This is a genomic window from Tepidibacillus decaturensis (assembly GCF_001561915.1).
GTDB lineage: Bacteria > Bacillota > Bacilli > Tepidibacillales > Tepidibacillaceae > Tepidibacillus_B > Tepidibacillus_B infernus.
Genome location: NZ_LSKU01000001.1, coordinates 2,311,724 through 2,334,038 on the forward strand (window position 1 = coordinate 2,311,724; position 22,315 = coordinate 2,334,038).

Consider the following 22,315-nt stretch of genomic DNA (forward strand, 5'->3'; position numbering starts at 1 on the left):
ATAACTAATATCTTCCTTTCTTTATCACTTACATTGATTGAACTTCTAAATTTATTAAGTAAGGTTACATCCTCTAGTAAAAGAGAGAGCATGATAACATCATCTATTTGTTCTGATTTAATAGCTTCCAACTGATTCCATATTTGATACGCTTCTCTATACTGTTTGTTCATTTGTTTTGCAATTGCTAAAAGAAATTGATCATTACTGTTATGATACATTTCAAGATATTCTATAAGTAAAGGATGACGTAACTGATACAATATTTTAATAAGTAAACTATATTCTTCTTGATTGGTTATTGGATATATTGCAGAAAGATATCTCTTTATTTCTTCAGAGGGTATATTAACAGTTGTTAACAACTCTATATATGAATATAATGCAGCTGGAAAATTTTTCTTTTCCCGCAATGCAAAAAATAACGCCTCTACAGCCTCCAGTTTCTTCCCTTGTTTCTGATAAACTTCTGAAAGATAATAATGGGCTAAATAGCTACCAACACCTTCCCTTGTAGAAGTGTGTTCTACCTCTCCTAAACTTAGGCATTTCTTAAATAATGATTCAGCTTCTTCCAAGAATCCTAGTTCTTCAAATATTTTTGCTTTAATAAAAAATAAATCGGTTTTTAATGGAAAAAGTCCTATTGCTTCAGTTACAACTTTAATTCCATCTTCATATCTTTTTAACTTATATAATGTTTCAACCATATGGTACAACAGATCACTAAGATAATATTGATTTTTACTTAAATAATAAGACTCTTTAAAATAATGGAGAGCTTTGTCTAGTTCTCCCATAAACATATATTGTTTTGCTAAGTTAAAATAGCTGTATCCACTTGGATTTTCAGCAACTTCATTTAATAATAGTTCAATATTTCGTTGAGTTTTATTCTTTTCCGTTAATACTTCATTCTTGTATCCAATATGGTTTATTAAAATATTTGAAAATGCATGACTGTAATTTTTCCCTTCTAGATCCAAATGTTCATGTATTCTCCCATAATAGGAAAGCCCAATATTATTTTTAAATAATCTAATTGCTTCATGATAGGATGGAACCCCGTTTTCTGTATAGTTTTTTATTCTATTAATATAAAAATCCTTACTAGATTTTAAATCATCAAAAATATTAACGTCCTTTTCTAAATACTCATCTGCATCCATTATCAATATATAATCAGAAGTTGCTTGAGCTATAGAATAATTTCTCGCGACTGAAAAATCATCAATCCAATTAAAATGGAATATTTTTGCCTTATATCTTTCCGCAATATCTAAAGTAGAATCAGATGAACCCGTATCAACAATAATGATTTCATCTACCATATGATGTACACTATTTAAACATTTCTCAAGGTATTTTTCTTCATCTTTTACAATCATACACAAAGAAATTGTAAATGGTTTCATAAATTCACCACCAAGTTAGTAAATTGAATTTTCTCTCTATACTTTATATCGGTAAAAGACATTAAAGTATTTATACCTAAGTTTAAATTAAATAGGAATAATGAGCAAAGAAAAAACACCTTGATCTCGTTTAGGAGATTCAAGGTGTTTGTTTTTATTATCGAAGTAACTGAAGTACTCCTTGTGGTTGTTGGTTGGCTTGCTTCGCCGCTGTACCTTTCGGTTACAGAATAGACTATATCTTCACCCTAAAGATCAATTAGGGGCTGGGCACTTCGGTCTGATAAGCTTCCACATTTCTTATCATTCCTACAGGATTCATCACCATGACTTTTGCTTTAGGTGGTATTCCTTAGTCGTTGAACCTTCTCCACTCTTTCGAGCCAGGAGCTTGGCTGCTGATTATCCATTGTTCCATCCTTATTATTTTTAAACCCTCGCGTATACCGTTTCCAGTTTCGTTGTGGCTAATAAGGCTTTAGGAAGTTCCAGCAATTCACCCAGTCATTCTCTTAAGAATTACTCCTTAAGACGCCCTTCAATAGTTACCGTAGAAGTTGTAACACTCCTTGGGGTTGACTATTGGATTGAGCTAACATAGCTTGTGCTGCTTGTTGCAAAATGTTGTTCTTTGTAAACTCCATCATCTCTTTAGCCATATCAACGTCACGTATTCGAGATTCAGATGCAGTTAAGTTCTCAGAAGCAGTTCCTAAGTTGTTGATGGTGTGCTCTAGACGATTTTGCACAGCTCCTAATCCAGATCTTTCTTGAGAAACCTGTGTAATTGCCTCATCAATTCCAGCTAATTGACTTGCAAAAGGAGTTGTTCCGAAAGCTGTTACATCAATACTGTCTATCGTCACAGTTGAACCTAATGCATCTGCTCCCATATCTTGAATGGTCAAAGTAACATCCTGATTAGCATTAGCACCAATTTGGAAAGTAATACCAGTTGTTGCGAACTCCCCGTTTAATAAATTCTTGCCGTTAAATTGGGTTCTATCGGAAATACCAGTTATTTCTGTTGCTAATGCATCAATTTCATCCTGTATAGCACTTAGATCTTCACTAGCATTTGTTCCGTTATTTGCTTGAATAACTAATTCTCTCATTCTTTGAAGAATACTATGGGTTTCGTTTAATGCACCTTCAGCTGTTTGAATTAAAGAAATACCATCTTGAGCATTTCGTTCAGCTTGCTCTAAGCCACGAATCTGTCCACGCATCTTTTCAGAAATCGATAAACCTGCTGCATCGTCTCCAGCACGATTAATACGATATCCTGAAGAAAGCTTTTCCATAGATTTAGCAGATTGAGTATTATTGAAGCTTAATTGACGATAAGTATTTAATGCAGAAATGTTGTGATTAATTCTCATATTTATTTTCCTCCTTGAAAAGTTGTTTTTCCACATCCTTGTGATATTGTAAGCGTTCATTCGGCCGCTATGAATCACTTACTCTATTATTTGTATCGAATAAAAATAGAGAGGTTTTTCCTCCTGTTTTAAGCTGAATATAAGTTATTTTCGCTAATTTTCTAAATTTTTCTCTTATTATCTCTCTAATTCATCTTATTTTTATTTTCAAGTTCAGCAAATGCATTTAGTAGATCAATCGATAGATTTTGTTTTGCTGCTAGTTTATTTTCTTCTTGTATCGCTATATAGATTTCTTTCCGGTGAATATCAATATGTTTGGGGGCATTAATTCCTAGTTTAATTTGCTCACCTTCAATGGCAACCACTGTAATTTCAATATCATGCCCTAGCATGATCGATTCGCCTTTTTTTCTAGTTAAGACTAACATTCTATTTAACCCCCTCTTTTACTTGTTGAGGGAATAATGGTGTTTTGGTTAAATAATCGGTTTCGTGAAGAATGATTTGTTTGGCCTTTTTATTTTTTATATTGATAATAATGGGAGCCTTTAAATTCATCGTCGCCTTTTTAAAATTCTCGGGTATAGATAAAATTCCCCAAACCGCCACTTCATTAACATCTTTAATCTCTAATTCTGCTATACTCTGTTCATCCAATTCAAATTCATAATTGGGATAAAATGAAAATGGATTGGCAATGACAAATGCTAGATTTACAGTATAAATTGATTGTAAAAAGGCTAATGGGTTCTCCTGATCGGGTTGAAACAGGATAAACTGTTTCTCCTCTTCAAAGCCAGGAATTCCTTTTTCAAAATGAATGACATCCTCTTCTTTATATTCCAATACACCAAAACGGGTCGTTTCGATTTTTGCCATACAAACGCCTCCTTAATCAAAAAATGCTATAGAACCTACTATAGCATTTCGTTACTTACCAATATAAATCCTTTCAATGTTAAATTCTTTGATCAATTTTTGGTGGTAAAATCTCAATTGAGTTTCTTTGTAGCATATAAATGTTTAGTTTCCCTGGAATATAGTCTATAACCGGTTTGTTAGGTTTTACTTCTATATCTACCTTTCCTCTATACCACTCAATATCTAGTCTACCTGGTATGACGCGAATATCCACATTATCGTATGAAGGTTCTCCCTCATAATAAAACTCGTAGAATTGAATCGAGTTTTCCTTTGCCATCTCAGGAATAGGATCTTCTTTGATATGAATCGCTGCGAGTCGGTCTCCTTTTTCGGTAATTTTGGCAATTGTATCTAACACAATTCGCTTTGTTTCATGATAAATGACCTTTTGCAACTCTAATGGTGGCCTTTTTCCCAATGCACTCCAAGCTTTTGTTTGATCAATTTGGACCTGTGGATAGGTATGTTGAACCTCCATTTTGGCTGGCTCTTGTTGGATCGAAACCTCTGCTTTTGGTTGTTCGATTTGCAAGGTTGCTCTTTTCAAGTCCATACCGATCTTTGCATAGGTTTGGCGAATTTGAATTTGAGGAATTTTCATCTCTAATTCACCATTTTATATTATCTTAGAAAATCAATTAAACTAGGCCGAATAATTCTAGCACCTGTAGATAAGGAGGCCTGGTAAATGTTTTCTTCTGTTTTCATATTAATGAGCAGTTCAGCCATGTCCGCATCTTCAGTTTTAGACAATAATTCTTGTAAATTGATATTCGTATTTTCTAAACGGTTTTTCATTAGATCTATCCGATTGGAACGGGCGCCAATTTCTGCCCATTTCTCCATGATCAGATCTAATCTGGAATCTAATTGTCCTAATGATTGACTAACACCTTGCTGATCATTATTATTTAAGGCATCTCTTAAATCAGCTAATACTTTAAACGCATTGGTAGGATCATTTTGGTCCCCAAATAGATCTGCACCAGAAATATTGACTGGAATAATCGTTCCTATTCCAACTTCAAATTGAATGACACCAGCATCAGGGGTTACCGTTTCTGCCGTTCCAACCGCATATGGTTTCACATCAGTCATTTGTCCATTAAATACGTATTTTCCATTAAACTGGCTATTTCCAATCTGAACTAGTTGCTCATATAATTGATTGACTTCTTGACCTAATGCTTGCATCGCCTGAACAGGAGTTGCACCATTTGCACCTTGTACCGCTAATTCCCTAGCCCGTTGTAGAACATCATTGGCCTCATTGATCATTTTATCGCCATATTCAAGCCAAGAAATGGCTGAATCCACATTACGCTGGTATTGCTCGTTAGAAGCTAATTCGCTGCGGTAGCGTAAAGCAAAACCTAATCCTACTGGATCATCTGAGGGTTTATTAATCACTTTTCCAGTAGACATTTGGTTTTGCAGCTTTTCTAAACGGGTTAAATTATTATTCAGGTTACGAAGCATTTGTGAATTTAACATTCCCTGCGTTACTCTCACCATCGATCCCTACTTTCTATTAACGACCTACGATACCCATACCGTTTATGATTTTATCTAACATTTCATCAATCGTTGTAATCATCCTTGCTGAAGCATTATAGGCATGTTGGAACTTAATCAGATTTGCCATTTCCTCGTCTAAAGAAACACCACTCACTGATTCTCTACGACTATCTACCTGTTCAACCAATACTTTTTGATTCTCTGCTTGTCTAGTTGCTTCCTGTGCTTTTACTCCTAACTGGCCAACCATTGAGCGAAAATACTCATCAAAGGTGCCTTCTCCACTTACTGCGTTATTGGTGTTATCAAAGGTAATAGAAACATTTCGCATCTGACCAATCCATAAGGCAAGTTGATTGTTCCCTTTCACTACTTTTTCTACAGGGGGATTGGTGCCATCATTATAAGTATAGGTCCTCGTGGAGGCAGCTATATTTCTCACATCTGCTGTAATATCCTGATTAACTTGAATGTTATTCGCAGTAAAACTTCCACTGCCATCTTTGGTTGTAAAGAATAGGCCACCTGCTTGTAGTGGATCTTGAAGGGTATAGCCTAATTGGTGTAACCCATTTATCCCCTTTATTATTACAGTTATATCACTTGTTACTGTACGTTGATTCGCATCCCCTGTATAGGTAACGGTTGTTCCATCCGTTTTTGTTAAAGTTGTCCCATCAGGTAAAATTGTCCCAGTAGGTATGGTTAATTCAAATTCTCCTTCGACGAGTCCCTTGACCATCGCATCCATTTGTGCTTGGAAATCTTGCACATACTGATCTCGTGACAAGAGATATCCATGTATTTCCCCACTGGTTAGGTCTGCTGGTAATGCATTTGCATCTAACACGGTAGGTACATTGATACCGTTCACTAATTCGGTATTTCCCATTTTGATGGTGTACCCATTTGGCGCATTGATCACATCAATATTGACTAACTTGGACAATTGGTCTGTGAGAAGATCTCGTTGGTCCCGCAAATCATTGGCATGATCTCCTAAACCTTCTACTCTAAAAATTTCTTTATTCAAGTTCGCAATTTGTTTGGTTAAGGTATTGACTTCTGTTACTTTGATATTGATACTTTCCGTTAAATCGTTTTTTAAATTTTGCAATTTACTGGCTACATCGTTAAATGCATCTGCCATCGCGCCTGCCCGTTCCATAACAACTGAACGAGCTGTAAGGTTATCGGGTTGGCCCGCTAAATCCTGCCACGCATTCCAAAAATCATCTACAACCGAGCGAATCCCATAATCTGAGGGCTCATTGACAATCGCTTCTAATTTTTCTAATGTATCCTGACGAATTGTCCAATCGCCATAGTCTTTGTTTTGGTTACGAAATTGTTCATCAAGGAAACTCTCCCGAATACGGCGAATATTTGAAAAATCGACCCCAGTTCCTAATTGTCCAGGGGCAGTGCTATGGGAAAGTCCTGGTGCTTCAATAGGCTTAGAGGCTACAAAATCGACCATCTGCCTTGTGTATCCTTTGGTATTGGCATTTGCAATATTATGTCCGGTTGTTTGGATTGCCGTTTGTTGAGCAAACAATCCTCGTTTCGCTGTTTCTAATCCATGAAATGTGGAACGCATACTTCCACTCCTTTATGCTTTTTGATCAAAAATTCCTCGATTTGGCATTGTCATTTGGTTAATTGTTGGTTTGGTTGTTGGTTTCGAGTAGGTAAAAGCTTGTTTAGGTTGTTCTGTAAGCATTTCTAACGTATGAGAAACGTAATCTAAAGATTGATAAATCAATTGCGTATTTAATTCGTTATATCTTTTCACTTCATCAATGGCATCAGATAACTTTTGATGGATTTCTTGTAATTGTGCCTTTTCCTGCGAAGAAGTTAATAGCTTTAATAAATCAGACATGGAGAATTCCTGTAAGACAAATCCTCTGTCCTCAAAAAATTGGCCAACGATTGCCTCTCGTTCCTCTTCCAATTTCCCCATTTTTTTATCCAACGCGCTTCAAGTTGAGTGATTTTGGCCAATTCATCAATATCTCCGTCAATCAGCACTTGTTTTTTGCGTTTTGCCATCTCTACCATTTCCATATGAGATTGATAGATCTCACTGAATACTTTCATGAGATTTTGAAATGGAGCCATGATTACCCCTCGCTTCAATTGCTTTTTTAAACCACTCTCTATTTAAACCACTTTAGGATTTTTTCTGCTACTTTTCCTGAATCCACTTGATAGGTTCCATTTTTAATTTGGTCTTTAATTTGGTTTATCTTTTCTTCACGACCTACATCTTTGGTTTGTTCTAATAAAGCTTTTGCTTCGTCCGAAATGTTAATTTCATCTTTTTTTGATTCTGTCTTTTTTAATTGCCGTTCCTTTTGGTTGATTTGTTGTTGATAGCGATTGATGCCTTGGATTCGATTGATATCGTTTATTTTCATTGTTTTTTCACCCCTAACATACTAAATGCCGATAATGAAGGTTTACCTTCATTATCGGCAGGATTCCTTTATTTATTAAAGTTGAAATTTAACGAAATTGATTTGATTTCCTTCGGATTTCTCATTTATTCTGGTGTTTTCTATATAAACTATGATTATCCTGTTTATCACTATTTTAATTTTCCTTTATTATAATATCCTAATCCTTTATCTTTGTTCTTTTCTTCTGCTTCTTGTTCTAAAACATGTTTAATCCCATGTTCTAGTCTACCGCGACATTGATTACATAATCTACCTTCTTGAATGATCGTACCACAGGACTCACAAGGATATCCCATATTTGGCGCATCAGCGATCGAAATACGTCCTTCTCGGATAAATTTGGTGATTTGTTTAATAGTGACTTCAGTGGCCTCGCTTAACTCATAAATGTTTGCCCCTTTATGTTCACGTAAATAGTCAGCACAACGTTGATATTCTTGATCAATCTCTTTCTCACAAGCAGGGCAAACTTCTTTTACCCCTGCCACATAAAGCTTTCCACATCGCGGACAATTCGAAAGCTTCCCAACCATCGGTCTTCCCCCTAATTCTCCTTTTTTCTTACTCTTAGTTTATCCAAAAGTTTCAATTTTGTCATGAGAAATTTAATCTTTCAAGGAATGTCTATCATACTGCACGGGTTAAAGTTAAACTATATACCTGATTTACTCCAGCTCCCTTTAATGTCTGGGCACATTCTTCTAAGGTGGCTCCTGTGGTATAGATATCATCAATCAACAAAACGTTTTTATCTTGCAAATTGACTTCTACTAAAGGTTCCATAATAAAGGCACCTTCTATTTGTTTTAACCTTTCCCTTTTTCCATGCTTACTTTGTTTTTCTGTCTCTTTGATACGCTGTAATAAGGAATAGACTGGTTTCCCCGTAAAAAAGGAAAGTTGACTGGCTAATTGTTCTGCTTGGTTAAAACCTCTTTCCTTTAATCGGCTGGAATGTAAGGGTACAAACGTAATGAAGTCGATGTCAACATCTTTATAGTAGTAATCGTAGGCAATTTTCAGTAAGTAGCTAAAAATTTGAGATAAGCTCTCTTTCCCTCTATATTTGTACAAGGCAATGTTCTCTTTCATAAAATCATTATATAATACTGCACTTCGATTAAAGGAAAGTGCATGATTAGCATCTATGCAATCGTGGCAAAGCAATGTTCCCTCTTGTATGGGTAAAGGTTCTTCTTTATCAACAGGGATTTGGGGATCTATCGGCTTATGACATTGGTAACAGTGGTTTAAAGGGATCACTTCTAGTTCATTTTTACATGTCATACATAGGTGTGGGAGATGTAACATCTTCTGTAATACATCATGAGAATGGGACTGAATTGGCTTTTCGCATAACAAACAACGATGCTCTGGATAGAATATAGCATTGAGATAGGATTTTAATAGATTTGTTCGATGATCCCCTATGACATCACGTCCGAAAAATCGGATCATTCAGGTTTAATCTCCTTATGTAACGCTTTATAAAACGCTAAAATATTAAAATAGCTTGTCCCAAGATCACCAAAAGTCCCTCTTTTAGCAGATAGGACATCAATTGCTGAACGTGTTGGCGATATTTTAAAAACAGAGATAATCAGATCGCTTTTCCATAAAAGGTTTTTCGTTTCTACCATAATTTCTCCACGTTCTTTATCGATGTGGAAAACCTTCCAATCTGGTTTACTATTGACCACTCTGGTGACGGCTTCCATCACCTTATCAAAACGTTCTTTATAATAACGGGTTTTGAGTTGAGGGGATTTTGCCCTTTCACTTGTTTCCTCTTGATTTTTCCATAATCCAGTGATAATACGTAAAATTGACATTGATTCAAAACTCCTTCTCATTCCTTCGTTATTTTAATTCTAATTATTATCCCTATCATACTGGAACAAGGAAAATGTTTCAAATCCCTTTGGCCAATCGATTCATCCTTTCGATCTGTTTTTTGGCTTTGAGCATTGCATTGGTTTTATATTCTGCCAAAAACCAAACGATCCCTGTTGGGTAATTGGCAGATCTACCTACTCTTCCCGCAATCTGAACTAAGGTGGCTTCATCAAAGATAGTAGACTCTGCTCCGATCACCAATACATGAACATTGGGTATAGTTACTCCACGTTCCATAATCGTGGTGGTAACTAGAAATTGAATCTCCCCGTTTCGAAAGGCCTCTACCTTTTCATCTCTACCACGGTCACTAGCATAAACACCTGCAATCGTTTCATCTGGAAACCATTGTTTAAGCTTTTTCGTCCAAATGGGAATATCTCGTACATTTGCGATAAAGATAAAGGCTTGTCCTTTTTGTACCTTTACCTCATCGATAAATCTTCTAATCAGCTCATCTGGATTGGCTTGAAATATTACCTTTTCTTTTTTAGGAATTCTTTCAATCTGCGGAACTGGTAGAGGATGATGATGGTAACGAATGGGTAGGATAACCGAATCAATTTCTTTTCGCTGTACTCGATCTAACCATTTATTTGAGGGAGTAGCTGTCATAAAAATCATTTTCCCCTCTTCTTTCAACGCTCGTTTTACCACAAATTCTAGCATTGTATCATTGTGATAGGGAAAAGCATCCATCTCATCAACAATCACAAGATCAAAAAACTGAACAAACCTCATCGTTTGATGGGTTGTTGCCAAATAGAGTTGCCCACGATTCCACTTTTCTTCGCTTCCCCCATACAAACTGACAATAGCAACACCGGGAAAAGCACTTCTAAAGCGAGGGGATAACTCCTTGATTACATCCTTTCGTGGCGAGGCTAGCAAAATCCGATTGCCTCGTTTTAAAGCATTGTAAACGACAGGAAAAATCATTTCTGTTTTTCCTGCTCCAGTTACAGCCCAGATTAACAACTCTTTAAACTCTTTACTGTTTGCAAACCATACAGCATGGTTAGCAATATGTTCTTGGTGTGGTGACAGTTGAAGTGTAAACGAGGGTAAATCAAGAGAATGATCTTGTATAGCCAGTTCAGAAGCTGAGAAGTGAATGAGTGGGGTACAGGTTTTACTTCTACCCATCGTTATACAAGATTCGCAAGTAGCACAGTGTTCTCCACAACTGGCACAAGGTTGTATCATCACCTTCTCCGTTGAACCACAGCGATGGCAAACTAGTAGTGGAGTTAAGATTGTGTGATTAGATTGTGGAGCTGAAACACCTGAGGAGATATTGATTTCATTTAAAAGATAGCCTACTTGAAGGTAGTTGGATAGTTCGATTGTAGAAGTTAAATGAGGACTCGTGTGATGTTTTTTAAGTAAGGTTATTATTTCTTCAAGTAACAACTGTTTTCCTTCCACAAAGGGTATTATTTCTTGCTTCCATTCCTCATACTTTAAAAGAATATGATTAAATCCCTGATAGGTTACTCTTATAGAGAAAACATCATTCCTTGCGAACGTATACTTTACCCCACTTTCTCTGCTTTTCCAAAAAAGTAGACTCCTTTCTACTAGCCTACTTTCCTTACCTTTGTCTAGGGAATCTCGATAAGCCATCGCATGGCCGATTGACATCAATGAGCCAATCACGACTAATTCCTTTATTCCCTGTTCATACCAGTACATTAAATCAATATCAAGATTTAAAGTGATGTTCCAACTCATTTTTTGGCCTAATTGAACACCATATACTTGAAATTTCATGATTTGCGTGCTCTCCTACAACGTTTGATCAAATTTTCCCTGAAAAGGATCCTGTATCATTTGCTACCCTATACCATGTGATACCAATTGTACCTGGCCCTGTATGTACCCCAATTACTGGGCCAAAGTCAGATATATTTACCTCTACATTGGGGTAGGTTTCTTTAATCTTGTTTAAAAGCTCTTCAGCTTCTTCGATCACATTTCCTTGAATCACTGAAACCTTAAATTTTCCACCATTTTTGAGATCTCCATCAAGTAGTTGTAAAATACGTTCAAACGCCTTTTTCTTGGTGCGAACCTTTTCAAAAGGCTCTAATTTTTTATCCTGAAAATAGATGATTGGCTTTATTTTTAGTATACTACCTACAATCATTTGCGCCGCATTTAATCGGCCACCACGGTGCAAGTGGGATAAATCGTCAACGACAAAATAAGCCTTGATATTTTTCACAACCCATTCAATTCTTGACTTGATCTCTTCTAGCTTTTTACCTTCTGTAACCATTTGTGCTGCTTCAATCACCATAAAACCTTGGGCATAACAAGCGATTTCCGAATCAATCACTTCTACATGAATCCCCTCTACCATATTTGCTGCAGCAAGCGAGGTATTCATCGTTCCACTTATTCCACTGGATAAATGAATAGCAATTGCTTCATCATATTCCTTAGCTAATTCTTCATATAGCTTCACAAAATCACCAATGGCTGGCTGAGAAGTCGTAGGCAATTCTTGTTCCACTTTTAACATGTCATAAAAATCTTCAGTCGACAGATCCAACCCTTCTCTATAGGACCTAGTACCAAAGTTAACTGCTAATGGAACAACATGAATATGATACTTCTCAATGATATCCTTTGTTAAATAAGCTGTACTATCAGTAACCACTGCTATTTTTGCCATAAATCCTCCTATTTTTTAACCTGTTTCATAGACAGAAACCCGGTTTCTCCCTGCTTGTTTAGAGCCAAAATACATCGCTCGATCCGCATGGCGAATTAAGTCGTTCACAGAGCTAGCCATATCAGGATAAGAAGCAATCCCAATACTTGCTGTAACTTGAATGATAATTTCAGCTTGCCTATCAATGGAATTGGTCAACTTAATGGGATGATGTTGGATCGCATAACGAATTCGTTCAGCAATCACTTTTGCCTCTTCATGATCGGTATTTGGCGCAATCACCGTAAATTCTTCCCCACCATAGCGAGCGATAATGTCCTCTTTTCTTGTATATTCTTTTAGTAAATTTGCAATTATTTTTAAAACTTCATTTCCTGCTAAATGGCCATAACGGTCATTCACCTGTTTAAAATGATCGAGATCAATGATCAATAAACTTAGCTTTTCTTCTTTCATTTTTGATTCCTGTAATTTATCCTGAAGCAATTGGTCAAATGCCCGATAATTATATAACCCTGTAAGCTCATCCAATTTACTTTTCTCTTCTGTCTTTTTATACTTTCTCGCATTTTGGATCGCTACAGCGGCTTGACTTGCTAAAATTTTTGCAATGGTTAAATCTTTTTTTGAAAAATGATATTCCCTTGCACTTCCTAAAGTAATCACTCCAATCGTCTGCTGATTCCATACCATTGGCACAGAAAGTAATGAGCGGTTATTTTGAATATAGTCTGGCTCAACCTCTAATGTAAAAAATTCTGCATGACTACCTACAATTTCTCCTTCTCTATTGTTTGCTACTCGTCCTGTTAGACCTTCGCCCACTTTGATCGAAAAATCCTGATAACGGGGTTCTTCGATTCGAGTGCCATCACTATGTTCAATCGAGATTGGATTTAATTTGATTCCATTGGTTAAAAAGATATAGCTATAATCAAAAGAAAACAGTTCCCTGATTGCCATTTGGAGCGAACTGACTGCCTTATCTAGATTTAATTCCGAAGTAAAAGAAGCAGATATTTTATTTAGAGCTTGTAACTGCTGATGGGAATGGCGCAATTCACTATAGATTTTAAATAAATGCGAAACAATAAGAATAGGAAAGGCAACGAAAATCATCCCATTTTGTCCATATGTTACCTTAACCATATACATCAGAACGCCTAAAGGCAAAGTTAGTAAAAGTGTCGCTGCATCCCAAATCATATCCTCTGTAAACATCGGAACACGATTTGGAGAAATGAACCTACGAATTAAATATAATATAAAATGATTGGCAAGAAAATAGCTAGCACTATAAATGAATATAGGGGTTAGCTGAATCCATAGCTCGGAAACACTAAATTGAATCTCTCCTCCAAAAAGGAAAAAACTAAAACCTGAAAGAATAGAGATCCAAATAAACATCATATTACTTAGTAGAATTCTAGGGATGGTTCTTTTTTCTGGAGAAATTAACAGGGTGACTAAAAAAGCAACTTGGGTAAGCCAAACCTCGACCACTAGGCCATAGTCTAAAAAAACAGCGATTGAAACAGCAAAGGTAAATGAAATAAAGATCCCACCAATTTTTAGTGGCAAACTATTAATCAATACCATTAAAAAAAGGTAGACTAAGATCATGTTGTAATCTTCTAATTGGATTGGGATCCATTGAGTATAGCTTACCCATAGCAAAGTGGTAATCGAAAAAAGAGAAAAGATCATAAAGGCCATTTTTTGGTTCTTTAGACTCATTCACATCAACTCTTTAACTTTTCTAGGACTATTGTCCGCATTTAACCTAATTATATGACAATTCTAACTCTTTTTCATTAAAAATCAATCAATTTTTTCCATACATTTTAAAATATCCCCTATTTTGACATGTTTCGACATTATCATACCTGCTTTCAATTCAAGCACATCAGTTGCCTGAGATACCCATTTGCCTACTCTCCATGGCATCATCTTTTCCTCAACTGCTACAACTTGGTATGTTTCTTCGAAAGTTAGCGAGCTATCACGTCCGCTCAACTTCTTTAAATAAATCACATCGATAGGGAACCTCATCCAACAGGTGTGAATTTGCTTGGTTTTCGTTAACCATAGCCCTTCAACTTCATCCAATGTTGGTTTGAACATGAGACCTATGAAACGGGTATAAAAAGAGTTGGCCATTAAAATATCCTGACCAACTTTTTTGTTTGAGTCTGTTTTTCGGACTGTAATTTTTTTCACAATCATCATCCTTACTTTAATAAGGTATTCATAATATTGATTACGGCAGGACCTAAAATAATAATAAAGATCGCCGGAAAGATGAATAACACCAATGGAAAAAGAATCTTAATCGGTGCTTTCATTGCCTTTTCTTCTGCTCTTTGTTTCCGTTTTTGTCGCATATCCTCTGATTGAACGCGGAGAACGTTTCCGATCCGAATGCCCAACTGATCTGCTTGTATGATCGAACCTACAAATTGAATCATATCTTCAACACCTGTTCTTTCGCCCAACGCTTTTAGTGCCTCTCGTCTTCCCTTTCCCATTTTGATCTCTTGCAAGGTTTTATATAATTCATCGGATAGAATTCCCCTTGTTTTCTCAACAACTTTAGACAACGCCGCATCAAATCCTAAGCCTGCTTCAACGCTTACCGTTAAAATATCTAATACTTCAGGTAGTCCCCGTACAATTGCCTCCTTACGTTCCTCTTTCTTTCTATTTAAATAGAAGATTGGAAGAAGATAACCTAATATCCAACCGACAAGTGGAAGAAGGAGCTGGTTCATTCCTGCTTCTTGCGCAAGCCCAACCATTGTAAAAACTCCACCAAGTCCAAGCCAAAACAAGCTCCGCCATGTCATCCATTCTTGTAAGGTTAAATGATGGGGATAGCCAGCTAGATTTAATAATTGATGCTCCCTCTTTTTCAAGGAATACGGGGTCCATTTTATCACAGACTTTCCCATCTTTTGTAGCAAGGGTTTAACCATTCTTTCTTGAAAAGGTAAAGAATAAGGGTCTTCCTCAGACTTTTGCATTCGATCTTCAACAATATTCATAATTCTTTTAGCGACCTTGAGGCGATGGTTAAACATAAGTTTTAAAATAGTAAACGTAATAAAAGCAACGGTTCCACCCACAATCAATAAGATCATTTGCTGAGACATGGTTTACACCTCAATATTGATTATTTTTTTAATCAGAATCGCTCCGATGAGCTGACCTAATATAGCAGCTCCTAACATAGCCCAACCAATCGGATTGGTGAATAAAACGCTCATGTATTCAGGATTGGTCATTAGTAGAAAAACCCCTAAACCAATAGGTAAAATCATAAAAATCATCATCGACATTTTTCCTTGTGCGGTAAGAGACTTAATCTCTCCTTTAATGCGAATTCGCTCGCGGATGGTTTCTCCTATTGTATCTAAAATTTCTGCTAGATTCCCACCAACTTGACGTTGGATCAACATCGCTGTAATAATTAAATCCAAATCTTTACTCTCTACCCTTTGGTTAAAATGAGTTAAGGCCTGCTCTGTACTCACCCCTAATCTCATTTCCTGTAACATCCGTTGAATCTCTTCGGATAAAGGAGCAGCCATTTCTCTTGACAGTAACTCTAGGGATTGAATCAGTGAGTACCCAGCCTTTAAAGAATTGGCCGTCATGCTGATCATATCTGGTAATTGGGACTCTAGTGCAGCCTTTCTTTTTCGTTTCTTCGCCTTTAACCAAATAAAAGGAACATACCAGGAGAGTAACCCTAGCCATAACCCTCTTTCTATATTACCGTCAGCTAAAAATACACCTAAGAACGCTCCTACTAGCGTCGAAATCAATACAAAAATCATAAACTCTGAGGATTTCATCATAATGTTTGCTTTTTTTAATTCAAGTTGAATTCGTTGATCCAGTACCTGAATCCATTTCACCCGGCTTAACCCTTTCCAAATGAAGGAATAAAGGGCAAATCGGGAGTCCTCTTTTTTATTTTTGTGAAGGTCTACTACTTCTTCATGCCATTCATTGCTTTCAATCTCTAGTACCCGTTTTCGTATCCGATTTCTTCTCATCTCTAAATAACGACTAAGCCATAGTATAAAGATGAAGTTAAATAAAAATGTAACAAGTAGGACAAGCCATTTCATCGTTATTCTCTCCAATCTTACCCACAAAAGTGACGAACTCTTTCACCGCTGGAAGAGGTCTGTGGTAATAGGTATCCCAGATGTTTGAATGCTTTCAAAGCATTTCGGAACAATTCCAGTAGGTTGAAATGAACCAACCACTTTTCCGTTGATGTCCTTACCTTGTTGCTTGTACACAAAAATATCCTGCATGGTGATGACATCTCCTTCCATGCCAAGTACCTCTGTAATTTGAGTAATTTTACGACTACCATCCTTTAGCCGGTTTTGTTGGACGATCAGGTCTATCGCAGATGCAATTTGCTCTCTAATCGCCCGAACAGGTAAATCCATACCAGCCATCAATACCATTGTTTCCAAACGGGATAACATATCCCGTGGTGTATTGGCATGTCCTGTAGTTAAAGAACCATCATGACCAGTGTTCATCGCTTGTAACATATCCAATGCTTCACCACTTCTGACTTCCCCTACGACAATTCGATCAGGTCTCATCCGTAAACTGTTTTTTACGAGATCCCTCATCGTAATCGCACCTTTTCCTTCGATATTAGGGGGACGTGTTTCAAGTGTAATGACATGGTCTTGTCGCAATTGAAGTTCTGCTGCATCCTCGATGGTTACAATTCTTTCATCAGCTGGGATAAAGGAAGACAACACATTTAACGTCGTGGTTTTACCACTACCCGTTCCTCCCGAGACCACAATATTTAGCCTTGCCTTTACTGCAGCTTCAAGAAATCTAGCCATCGGCTCAGTTAATGTACCAAATCCAATTAAGTCTTCAATTTGAAAAGGATCCTTAGCAAACTTACGAATCGTGATACTTGGCCCTTTAATTGCCAGAGGTGGGATAATTGCATTGACCCTTGATCCATCTGGTAATCTAGCATCAACCATCGGTGAACTTTCATCAATTCTTCTACCTAAGGGAGAAACGATTTTCTCGATGATTCGCATCACATGGGCATCATCTCGAAATTGAACAGGTACCCGTTCAAGTCTCCCTTTTCGCTCTACATAGACTTGTTTAGCATGATTGACCATAATTTCAGAAACTTCATCATCGTGTAATAAAGGATCAATCGGGCCAAATCCCTTCATTTCAGCAATCATCTCTTGACAGATGGTCTCCCGTTGTTGCCTTGTTAATGGTTCTTCCGATTCTTGCAAAATTTTTTCGATCAGCTGTTTAATTTTATCCCACTCTTCTGTAGATGAATCATCATCTAATGATTCCTTCCCAAATTCCTCCAAAATTTTTTGATGGATCGTTGATTTTAATTCTGCATAAGGATCCTCTTGGAGAATAACTTCTGAAGTGGAATGCTGTTTTTTTAGTTGCTGAATACCATCCTTTCGTTGTTCACCTTGAAGTCGTTGTAAAAGTGACATCAGCTATCCCCCTTACTTTCCTATTTCCTTTTCCTATATCATTTGACTTGACTCTATTCTATGCTCTTTTCCGACTCCATAGAAACCGCTTTGTCCATGATTCTGATTTCTGCCTGTCATCCTCTGCAAGAATTTGTTCTATTAATTTACTCATCTGTTTCGCCCATCGACTATTCGGCTTCATCTCTAATAATGGTTCGCCACGATTAATTGACAAATCCGCATATTTATCTTCTGGTAATAAACTATAGGGCTCCATTCCTAAAGCGGTTTTGATATCCTTAGGCTTCACCCCTGTATCTAAGTCAGCCCGATTGATAATTAGACGAACACGATCTGTTGGATAATTTAATGTATCCATCACTTCAAGAACAGTACGATTATGCCTTAATACAGGAACATTTAGTGTATTCACAAGCAAGGTGAAATTGGATTGATCAAGTGCAAGGACTGGATCGGTAATCTGTGCAGGAGTATCAACAATAATATAATCATGGGTTTCACGTAAAAGTCTTAAGATCTTTTCAATGTGTTTTCCTGTAATCATTTCACTTTGTTCAGGTTGAATGGGAGCTGGAAGAATACGAATCCCTGATTTGGTTTCTAATAGATAAGGTAAAAGCGATTCGGCATCAAGTCTATCGATCTCTTGAACGACATGGTAAATCGTTTCTTTCACTTTCAGATTAAACATTGCGGCCACATCGCCAAACATCAAATCCAAATCTAAAATCACTACTTTTTTGTGCAATTGATTTAAACCAACGGCCAAATTGGTAGCAATTAAGCTTTTCCCAACTCCCCCTTTTCCACTAAATACAGTAATGATTTTCGGACTTTGGACATAGCCTTGCCCTAACACCTGGTTAGCGTACACTTGGATATTTCTCTTTTGGTTCCGCTCATATACCTCTATAATCGACTGAATCAGTTCATCAGGAGAAAAAGGCTTGACCAAAAACTCTTTTGCCCCAGATAACATCGCTTTGCGAAAATAATCGTGCTCACCCTGAACAGAAATCATAATCACTGATGCAGTGGGGCATTTTAAACTAATTCTTTCTGCAGCTTGAATACCGTCCAAATCAGGCATATTGATATCCATTAAAATAATGTCTGGCTTATATTTACATGCCATATCAATTGCTTGAAAACCATTGGCTGCTTCTCCCACAATATCGATTCGACTTTCAAAGGATAAGATTTTTCGAATATTTGTCCTTGTATCTTCAGTATCGTCAACGATTAACACACGAATCCAATCTCCCATTATTGATTCCTCCTATGGTGTAAAGATATTGTCCTTCGTCGTTCCTGATGTGGATAGATTGCCAGCATCATTGATGGGTCGAAGCATCAAACGAACACTCGCTTTTTCTTCTGTAAATGTGACTTTTTCCGCATCTTTTGGTGTAATGGCAATCGTAATCGTTTGAATCTCTTTCTTTTCTTGGCCTTCAAGATTGTCCGTCTTCTCACCAACCGCCAAAACTAGCACATTTTGTAGGATCATTTTTGAGATATCTTTTTGTGTTGGATTGGTTTCTGCCGTATACGTTCCGATAATATCCACATAGTCACCAGGCTCTACCAAGCCACCTATGCCCATCACTGGGTTGTACTGTAGAGTTAACGCACGATATCCCTTAGGAATGGAGTAAGCTAAATGTGCCTTTTGATAGGCTTCATCTGCTAGTCGTTCATGAACAATGGGTTCATTTACGTAAATCGTTTCTTTTACGACTTGTCCAATTACTTCTTCAGGCTTGATATAACTAGATGAAGGGATTGTACTCGTTTTTAACGCTTTTAACTCGATCATCTCTTCTGTAATCTTCGTTTTTGGTTGAATCGTAACCTTTGCAACGACTACCTTTTTCGTAGGTTCAATTTGTTGGCTAACCGCTTCTACTTTTGCTAGATACAGATAGACTAAGCCTGTGGCAATGATTCCCATAATTAAAGCGATTAGTAATAATTTGCGGTTTGTGACTTCCATTGTTTTCTCCCCTAACTATCTCACTAATTTTACGGCGTATAAACCAAATTGATTTTCACCAGAACTAATCCAATCCCCTGAATAAAGCGTTTTGATAAAACGTCCGGTAATCCGTGACTCATTCCCATTTCCCGTAAATCCTTCTAAGTAAAAAGCTGCAAAACCAACAATGGTCACTTCGTTTCTACCATTAACATCGAGACTATCAATCACAGGTAAATAGAGAATCCGGTTGCAATCTCTTGGTGCCGTTTGATAATCCTCACATAAGTCGTTTCCAGCCTCTGACTCCATTCGGTCTTCAATCCCTTTTCTAGTTGGGCCAGACATATTACCTGTCTCAGTTGGAATCTTCATACCAATCTCTAATTTTCCTTGATAGCCATTTTTTAAATTTTGTAGGTAATTAGATGCCCCTGTTCCTCCTAAGGCTAATGCTCCAAAATTACCATTGGTTGCTTCAGTCGGGTCATATTTTAAAGTGTATAACTCACCATAATGAAAGGATTGCTGAACGACTCCTAGAGGAACAAAGCCGTAGCCACCTGAAACTTGCTTGATTTGCGCGGTGGAAGAAGCGGTAATCGTCTTTTCCTTAAAACCGATCGCTTTAGCAAAGAAGAAAGGAACGGTTCTTTTACCCTTCACAGTGACTTGATTCTGCTCAAGGTCAATGATCACTTCTGGTTGATTTACCCCATTATCATTGGCATATTGTATTGCTATAGCTTTCGCCTGATCTGGATCTTTAACCAGCTCTTGTACACCTGCAAGGGCTGCAGCATCTAGTGCATCCCCTAATCTTTGGTTTTCAATCATGAGATAGCCGATATCTACGACTAAGGCTGCCATGGCTAATAAAATGGTCATAAATAATAACAAAAGAACAGCAACACTACCTCTTTCATTCAATTCGCATCACCGTCTTAGCCGTAATAGGAAAAGGATTAGGTAATATATTTCTCCATAATGGGGCAAGCAGTGGAACTTTGTAATCAATGACCACTGAGATTCGTTCTCCCCGTTCTCTTGAAGATGGAGAAGGGGAAATACTTAAGGAAAGATTATTTTGGTCTAAAACCTCTGTTTTTTGCTCGACAATTTGGGTGATCTCTTGGTCTGTAGCCCAAACAGATCCATTCCTTGCACCGTCTCTTGTTGCGTTTTGGATCACCAAATAGGAAAAAAAGATATGGCCAAACTCTAGTATTCCTAATAGAAGAAGCAATAGAATAGGAAAAACCAGCGCAAACTCTACCATTGCTTGTCCTTCTTCTTTTCGTTTAAACCATTTATAGAATGGATCTTTCATAGAATTTGACTCCCTTCGAAGCATATTCCGATCACTTTTTGCGGAGCACTATAATAGTTCAAGTATAACTTCGCTAATTGCTTTAATGAAGTTAAACTTTATTATGCGGAAGAAAAGAAAGCCCTACTCGTAGAAGTAGGACCTTAAGGGTTGATAAGGATATTTCATTAGAGCTTTATTATGGTGCAGTTGTGCCACCTGAAGTACTACTAACATCACCTGCTACTTTGTTAAATAAATCTTTTAGATTACCTCCCATAGTAGTAAGTGCAACAATGACTACCACTGCAATTAAAGCAATAATCAATCCGTATTCTACCATTCCTTGTCCTTTTTCATTTTGCAGTGCTTCCTTTATGTTTCTTTTCACGTGATGTTGTTTCACCCAAAGCTTCATTAAAGCATTTTTCATTTTACTTCCTCCCTATCGAAATTGATTTACTTAAGAGCTTGTCCAGTTTGATTACTTATTCCCATTATATCGGTACAAACAAGATCAATCATCCAACTGAATGCCTGTTTTTGGATAGTCCGATTCTCATTATTTTGTTAATTGATCATCAATTGTTCACTATTCCAGTGTTTAGGTACTAGGCTATTTATCCTGTCAAACCTTTTATATGTTGAAATAAGGCTTTTTGTTACCTTAGACATAGGTACAAAATAGGCCCACAAATCGGCATTTCCCTGAAAAGCTATTTTCGATTACTTTTGTGGGATCCCATTGAAAACAATCTTTTTCTCAACTAAGTAGAGATTTTTCTGAGGCTTTGTCACAGGTGGAGGAAGTGGTTAAATCAATCACGACAGGATTCTCTCCTGTTTCCTTACTTTTTGTTACCATCTCAAGTAAACAAAGCGCCACGTCTTCCTCAGGTTGAAGATCTACAATCTCAATCTTCGTTGATAAGGATAGATGGTATAAAATAATCAATGTATCATCAGTAGAACCAAGATCAAGAATCGTAAAACGTCTGATTCTCCCCTTTAACCATCCCGATAAGGAAATCGATCGGATGACCCACTCTATCGTCATTTGATTGTTTTTTACCACAATAAAATAATGATCGACACTGTTTTTATTTTTATTTCTGTTAAATTCAATGATCATCACACTTACCATCAATAAAGTGGCTAAAAATAAGAAAAGCATGATGACACCTCCTTAATAGAGTATATGCCATCATGCC

General features: G+C 37.0%; 25 protein-coding genes. All 25 read right to left on the reverse strand.

The genetic code is table 11. The features are described from left to right. A partial coding sequence (locus U473_RS10820) for a tetratricopeptide repeat-containing glycosyltransferase family 2 protein (protein WP_068726235.1) occupies positions 1 to 1,415 on the reverse strand: 1,415 nt, incomplete at its 3' end. Between the two features lie 545 nt (positions 1,416 to 1,960). Then, entirely contained in the window at positions 1,961 to 2,797 is an 837-nt protein-coding gene (gene hag, locus U473_RS10825) for a flagellin Hag (protein WP_068726237.1), read from the reverse strand. Positions 2,798 to 2,982: 185 nt separating this feature from the next. Beyond that, positions 2,983 to 3,228 (reverse strand): carbon storage regulator CsrA, encoded by a 246-nt coding sequence (gene csrA / locus U473_RS10830; RefSeq protein ID WP_068726238.1) that lies wholly within the window; start codon positions 3,226 to 3,228, stop codon positions 2,983 to 2,985. A gap of 1 nt (position 3,229) precedes the next feature. Continuing rightward, positions 3,230 to 3,679: a flagellar assembly protein FliW gene (fliW, locus tag U473_RS10835; protein ID WP_068726240.1), complete on the reverse strand. Its 450-nt coding sequence runs from the start codon at positions 3,677 to 3,679 to the stop codon at positions 3,230 to 3,232. Between the two features lie 79 nt (positions 3,680 to 3,758). After that, a complete protein-coding gene (locus U473_RS10840; protein WP_068726243.1) occupies positions 3,759 to 4,325 on the reverse strand; it encodes a DUF6470 family protein in 567 nt (188 codons plus the stop codon). Between the two features lie 20 nt (positions 4,326 to 4,345). Continuing rightward, entirely contained in the window at positions 4,346 to 5,239 is an 894-nt protein-coding gene (flgL, locus tag U473_RS10845) for a flagellar hook-associated protein FlgL (RefSeq protein WP_308789514.1), read from the reverse strand. 16 nt (positions 5,240 to 5,255) lie between these two features. Further along, positions 5,256 to 6,842 (reverse strand): flagellar hook-associated protein FlgK, encoded by a 1,587-nt coding sequence (gene flgK / locus U473_RS10850; protein WP_068726245.1) that lies wholly within the window; start codon positions 6,840 to 6,842, stop codon positions 5,256 to 5,258. 12 nt (positions 6,843 to 6,854) lie between these two features. Beyond that, a complete protein-coding gene (locus U473_RS10855) occupies positions 6,855 to 7,208 on the reverse strand; it encodes a flagellar protein FlgN (RefSeq protein WP_082732501.1) in 354 nt (117 codons plus the stop codon). A gap of 196 nt (positions 7,209 to 7,404) precedes the next feature. After that, positions 7,405 to 7,665, reverse strand: coding sequence for a flagellar biosynthesis anti-sigma factor FlgM (gene flgM / locus U473_RS10865; protein ID WP_068726252.1), 261 nt, complete (start codon positions 7,663 to 7,665; stop codon positions 7,405 to 7,407). Positions 7,666 to 7,835: 170 nt separating this feature from the next. Next, positions 7,836 to 8,240: a TIGR03826 family flagellar region protein gene (locus tag U473_RS10870; protein ID WP_068726254.1), complete on the reverse strand. Its 405-nt coding sequence runs from the start codon at positions 8,238 to 8,240 to the stop codon at positions 7,836 to 7,838. Between the two features lie 94 nt (positions 8,241 to 8,334). Continuing rightward, on the reverse strand, positions 8,335 to 9,165 hold the full coding sequence (locus tag U473_RS10875; RefSeq protein WP_068726256.1) for a ComF family protein: 831 nt from the start codon (positions 9,163 to 9,165) through the stop codon (positions 8,335 to 8,337). Then, the gene (locus U473_RS10880) at positions 9,162 to 9,539 is read right to left on the reverse strand and encodes a DUF1499 domain-containing protein (protein ID WP_068726258.1); all 378 of its coding nucleotides are present in this window, start codon (positions 9,537 to 9,539) and stop codon (positions 9,162 to 9,164) included. The genes U473_RS10875 and U473_RS10880 overlap by 4 nt, the downstream gene beginning before the upstream one ends. Positions 9,540 to 9,618: 79 nt before the next feature. Then, positions 9,619 to 11,376, reverse strand: a complete 1,758-nt coding sequence (locus U473_RS10885; RefSeq protein ID WP_068726260.1) for a DEAD/DEAH box helicase — start codon at positions 11,374 to 11,376, stop codon at positions 9,619 to 9,621. A gap of 28 nt (positions 11,377 to 11,404) precedes the next feature. Next, positions 11,405 to 12,283, reverse strand: coding sequence for a DegV family protein (locus tag U473_RS10890; RefSeq protein WP_068726262.1), 879 nt, complete (start codon positions 12,281 to 12,283; stop codon positions 11,405 to 11,407). A 15-nt stretch (positions 12,284 to 12,298) separates the two neighbouring features. Next, entirely contained in the window at positions 12,299 to 14,020 is a 1,722-nt protein-coding gene (locus U473_RS10895; RefSeq protein WP_068726264.1) for a sensor domain-containing diguanylate cyclase, read from the reverse strand. 84 nt (positions 14,021 to 14,104) lie between these two features. Next, the gene (locus tag U473_RS10900) at positions 14,105 to 14,503 is read right to left on the reverse strand and encodes a DUF192 domain-containing protein (protein ID WP_068726266.1); all 399 of its coding nucleotides are present in this window, start codon (positions 14,501 to 14,503) and stop codon (positions 14,105 to 14,107) included. 11 nt (positions 14,504 to 14,514) lie between these two features. Then, entirely contained in the window at positions 14,515 to 15,435 is a 921-nt protein-coding gene (locus tag U473_RS10905) for a type II secretion system F family protein (RefSeq protein WP_068726268.1), read from the reverse strand. Positions 15,436 to 15,438: 3 nt separating this feature from the next. Next, positions 15,439 to 16,419 carry a type II secretion system F family protein gene (locus U473_RS10910; protein WP_068726271.1) on the reverse strand — a complete coding sequence of 327 codons (981 nt, stop codon included), beginning with the start codon at positions 16,417 to 16,419 and terminating at the stop codon, positions 15,439 to 15,441. Positions 16,420 to 16,461: 42 nt separating this feature from the next. Beyond that, positions 16,462 to 17,814, reverse strand: coding sequence for a CpaF family protein (locus U473_RS10915; protein WP_068726274.1), 1,353 nt, complete (start codon positions 17,812 to 17,814; stop codon positions 16,462 to 16,464). 58 nt (positions 17,815 to 17,872) lie between these two features. Then, the gene (locus U473_RS10920) at positions 17,873 to 19,084 is read right to left on the reverse strand and encodes an AAA family ATPase (protein WP_068726277.1); all 1,212 of its coding nucleotides are present in this window, start codon (positions 19,082 to 19,084) and stop codon (positions 17,873 to 17,875) included. Between the two features lie 12 nt (positions 19,085 to 19,096). Continuing rightward, entirely contained in the window at positions 19,097 to 19,813 is a 717-nt protein-coding gene (cpaB, locus tag U473_RS10925; RefSeq protein WP_068726279.1) for a Flp pilus assembly protein CpaB, read from the reverse strand. Positions 19,814 to 19,828: 15 nt separating this feature from the next. Beyond that, positions 19,829 to 20,725 (reverse strand): pilus assembly protein TadG-related protein, encoded by an 897-nt coding sequence (locus U473_RS10930; RefSeq protein ID WP_068726282.1) that lies wholly within the window; start codon positions 20,723 to 20,725, stop codon positions 19,829 to 19,831. Next, entirely contained in the window at positions 20,718 to 21,125 is a 408-nt protein-coding gene (locus U473_RS10935) for a TadE/TadG family type IV pilus assembly protein (RefSeq protein ID WP_068726285.1), read from the reverse strand. The genes U473_RS10930 and U473_RS10935 overlap by 8 nt, the downstream gene beginning before the upstream one ends. A gap of 178 nt (positions 21,126 to 21,303) precedes the next feature. Further along, positions 21,304 to 21,537, reverse strand: coding sequence for a Flp family type IVb pilin (locus U473_RS10940; protein ID WP_161937327.1), 234 nt, complete (start codon positions 21,535 to 21,537; stop codon positions 21,304 to 21,306). A 330-nt stretch (positions 21,538 to 21,867) separates the two neighbouring features. Next, positions 21,868 to 22,278 (reverse strand): hypothetical protein, encoded by a 411-nt coding sequence (locus U473_RS10945; RefSeq protein ID WP_068726287.1) that lies wholly within the window; start codon positions 22,276 to 22,278, stop codon positions 21,868 to 21,870. Positions 22,279 to 22,315 lie beyond the last annotated feature (37 nt).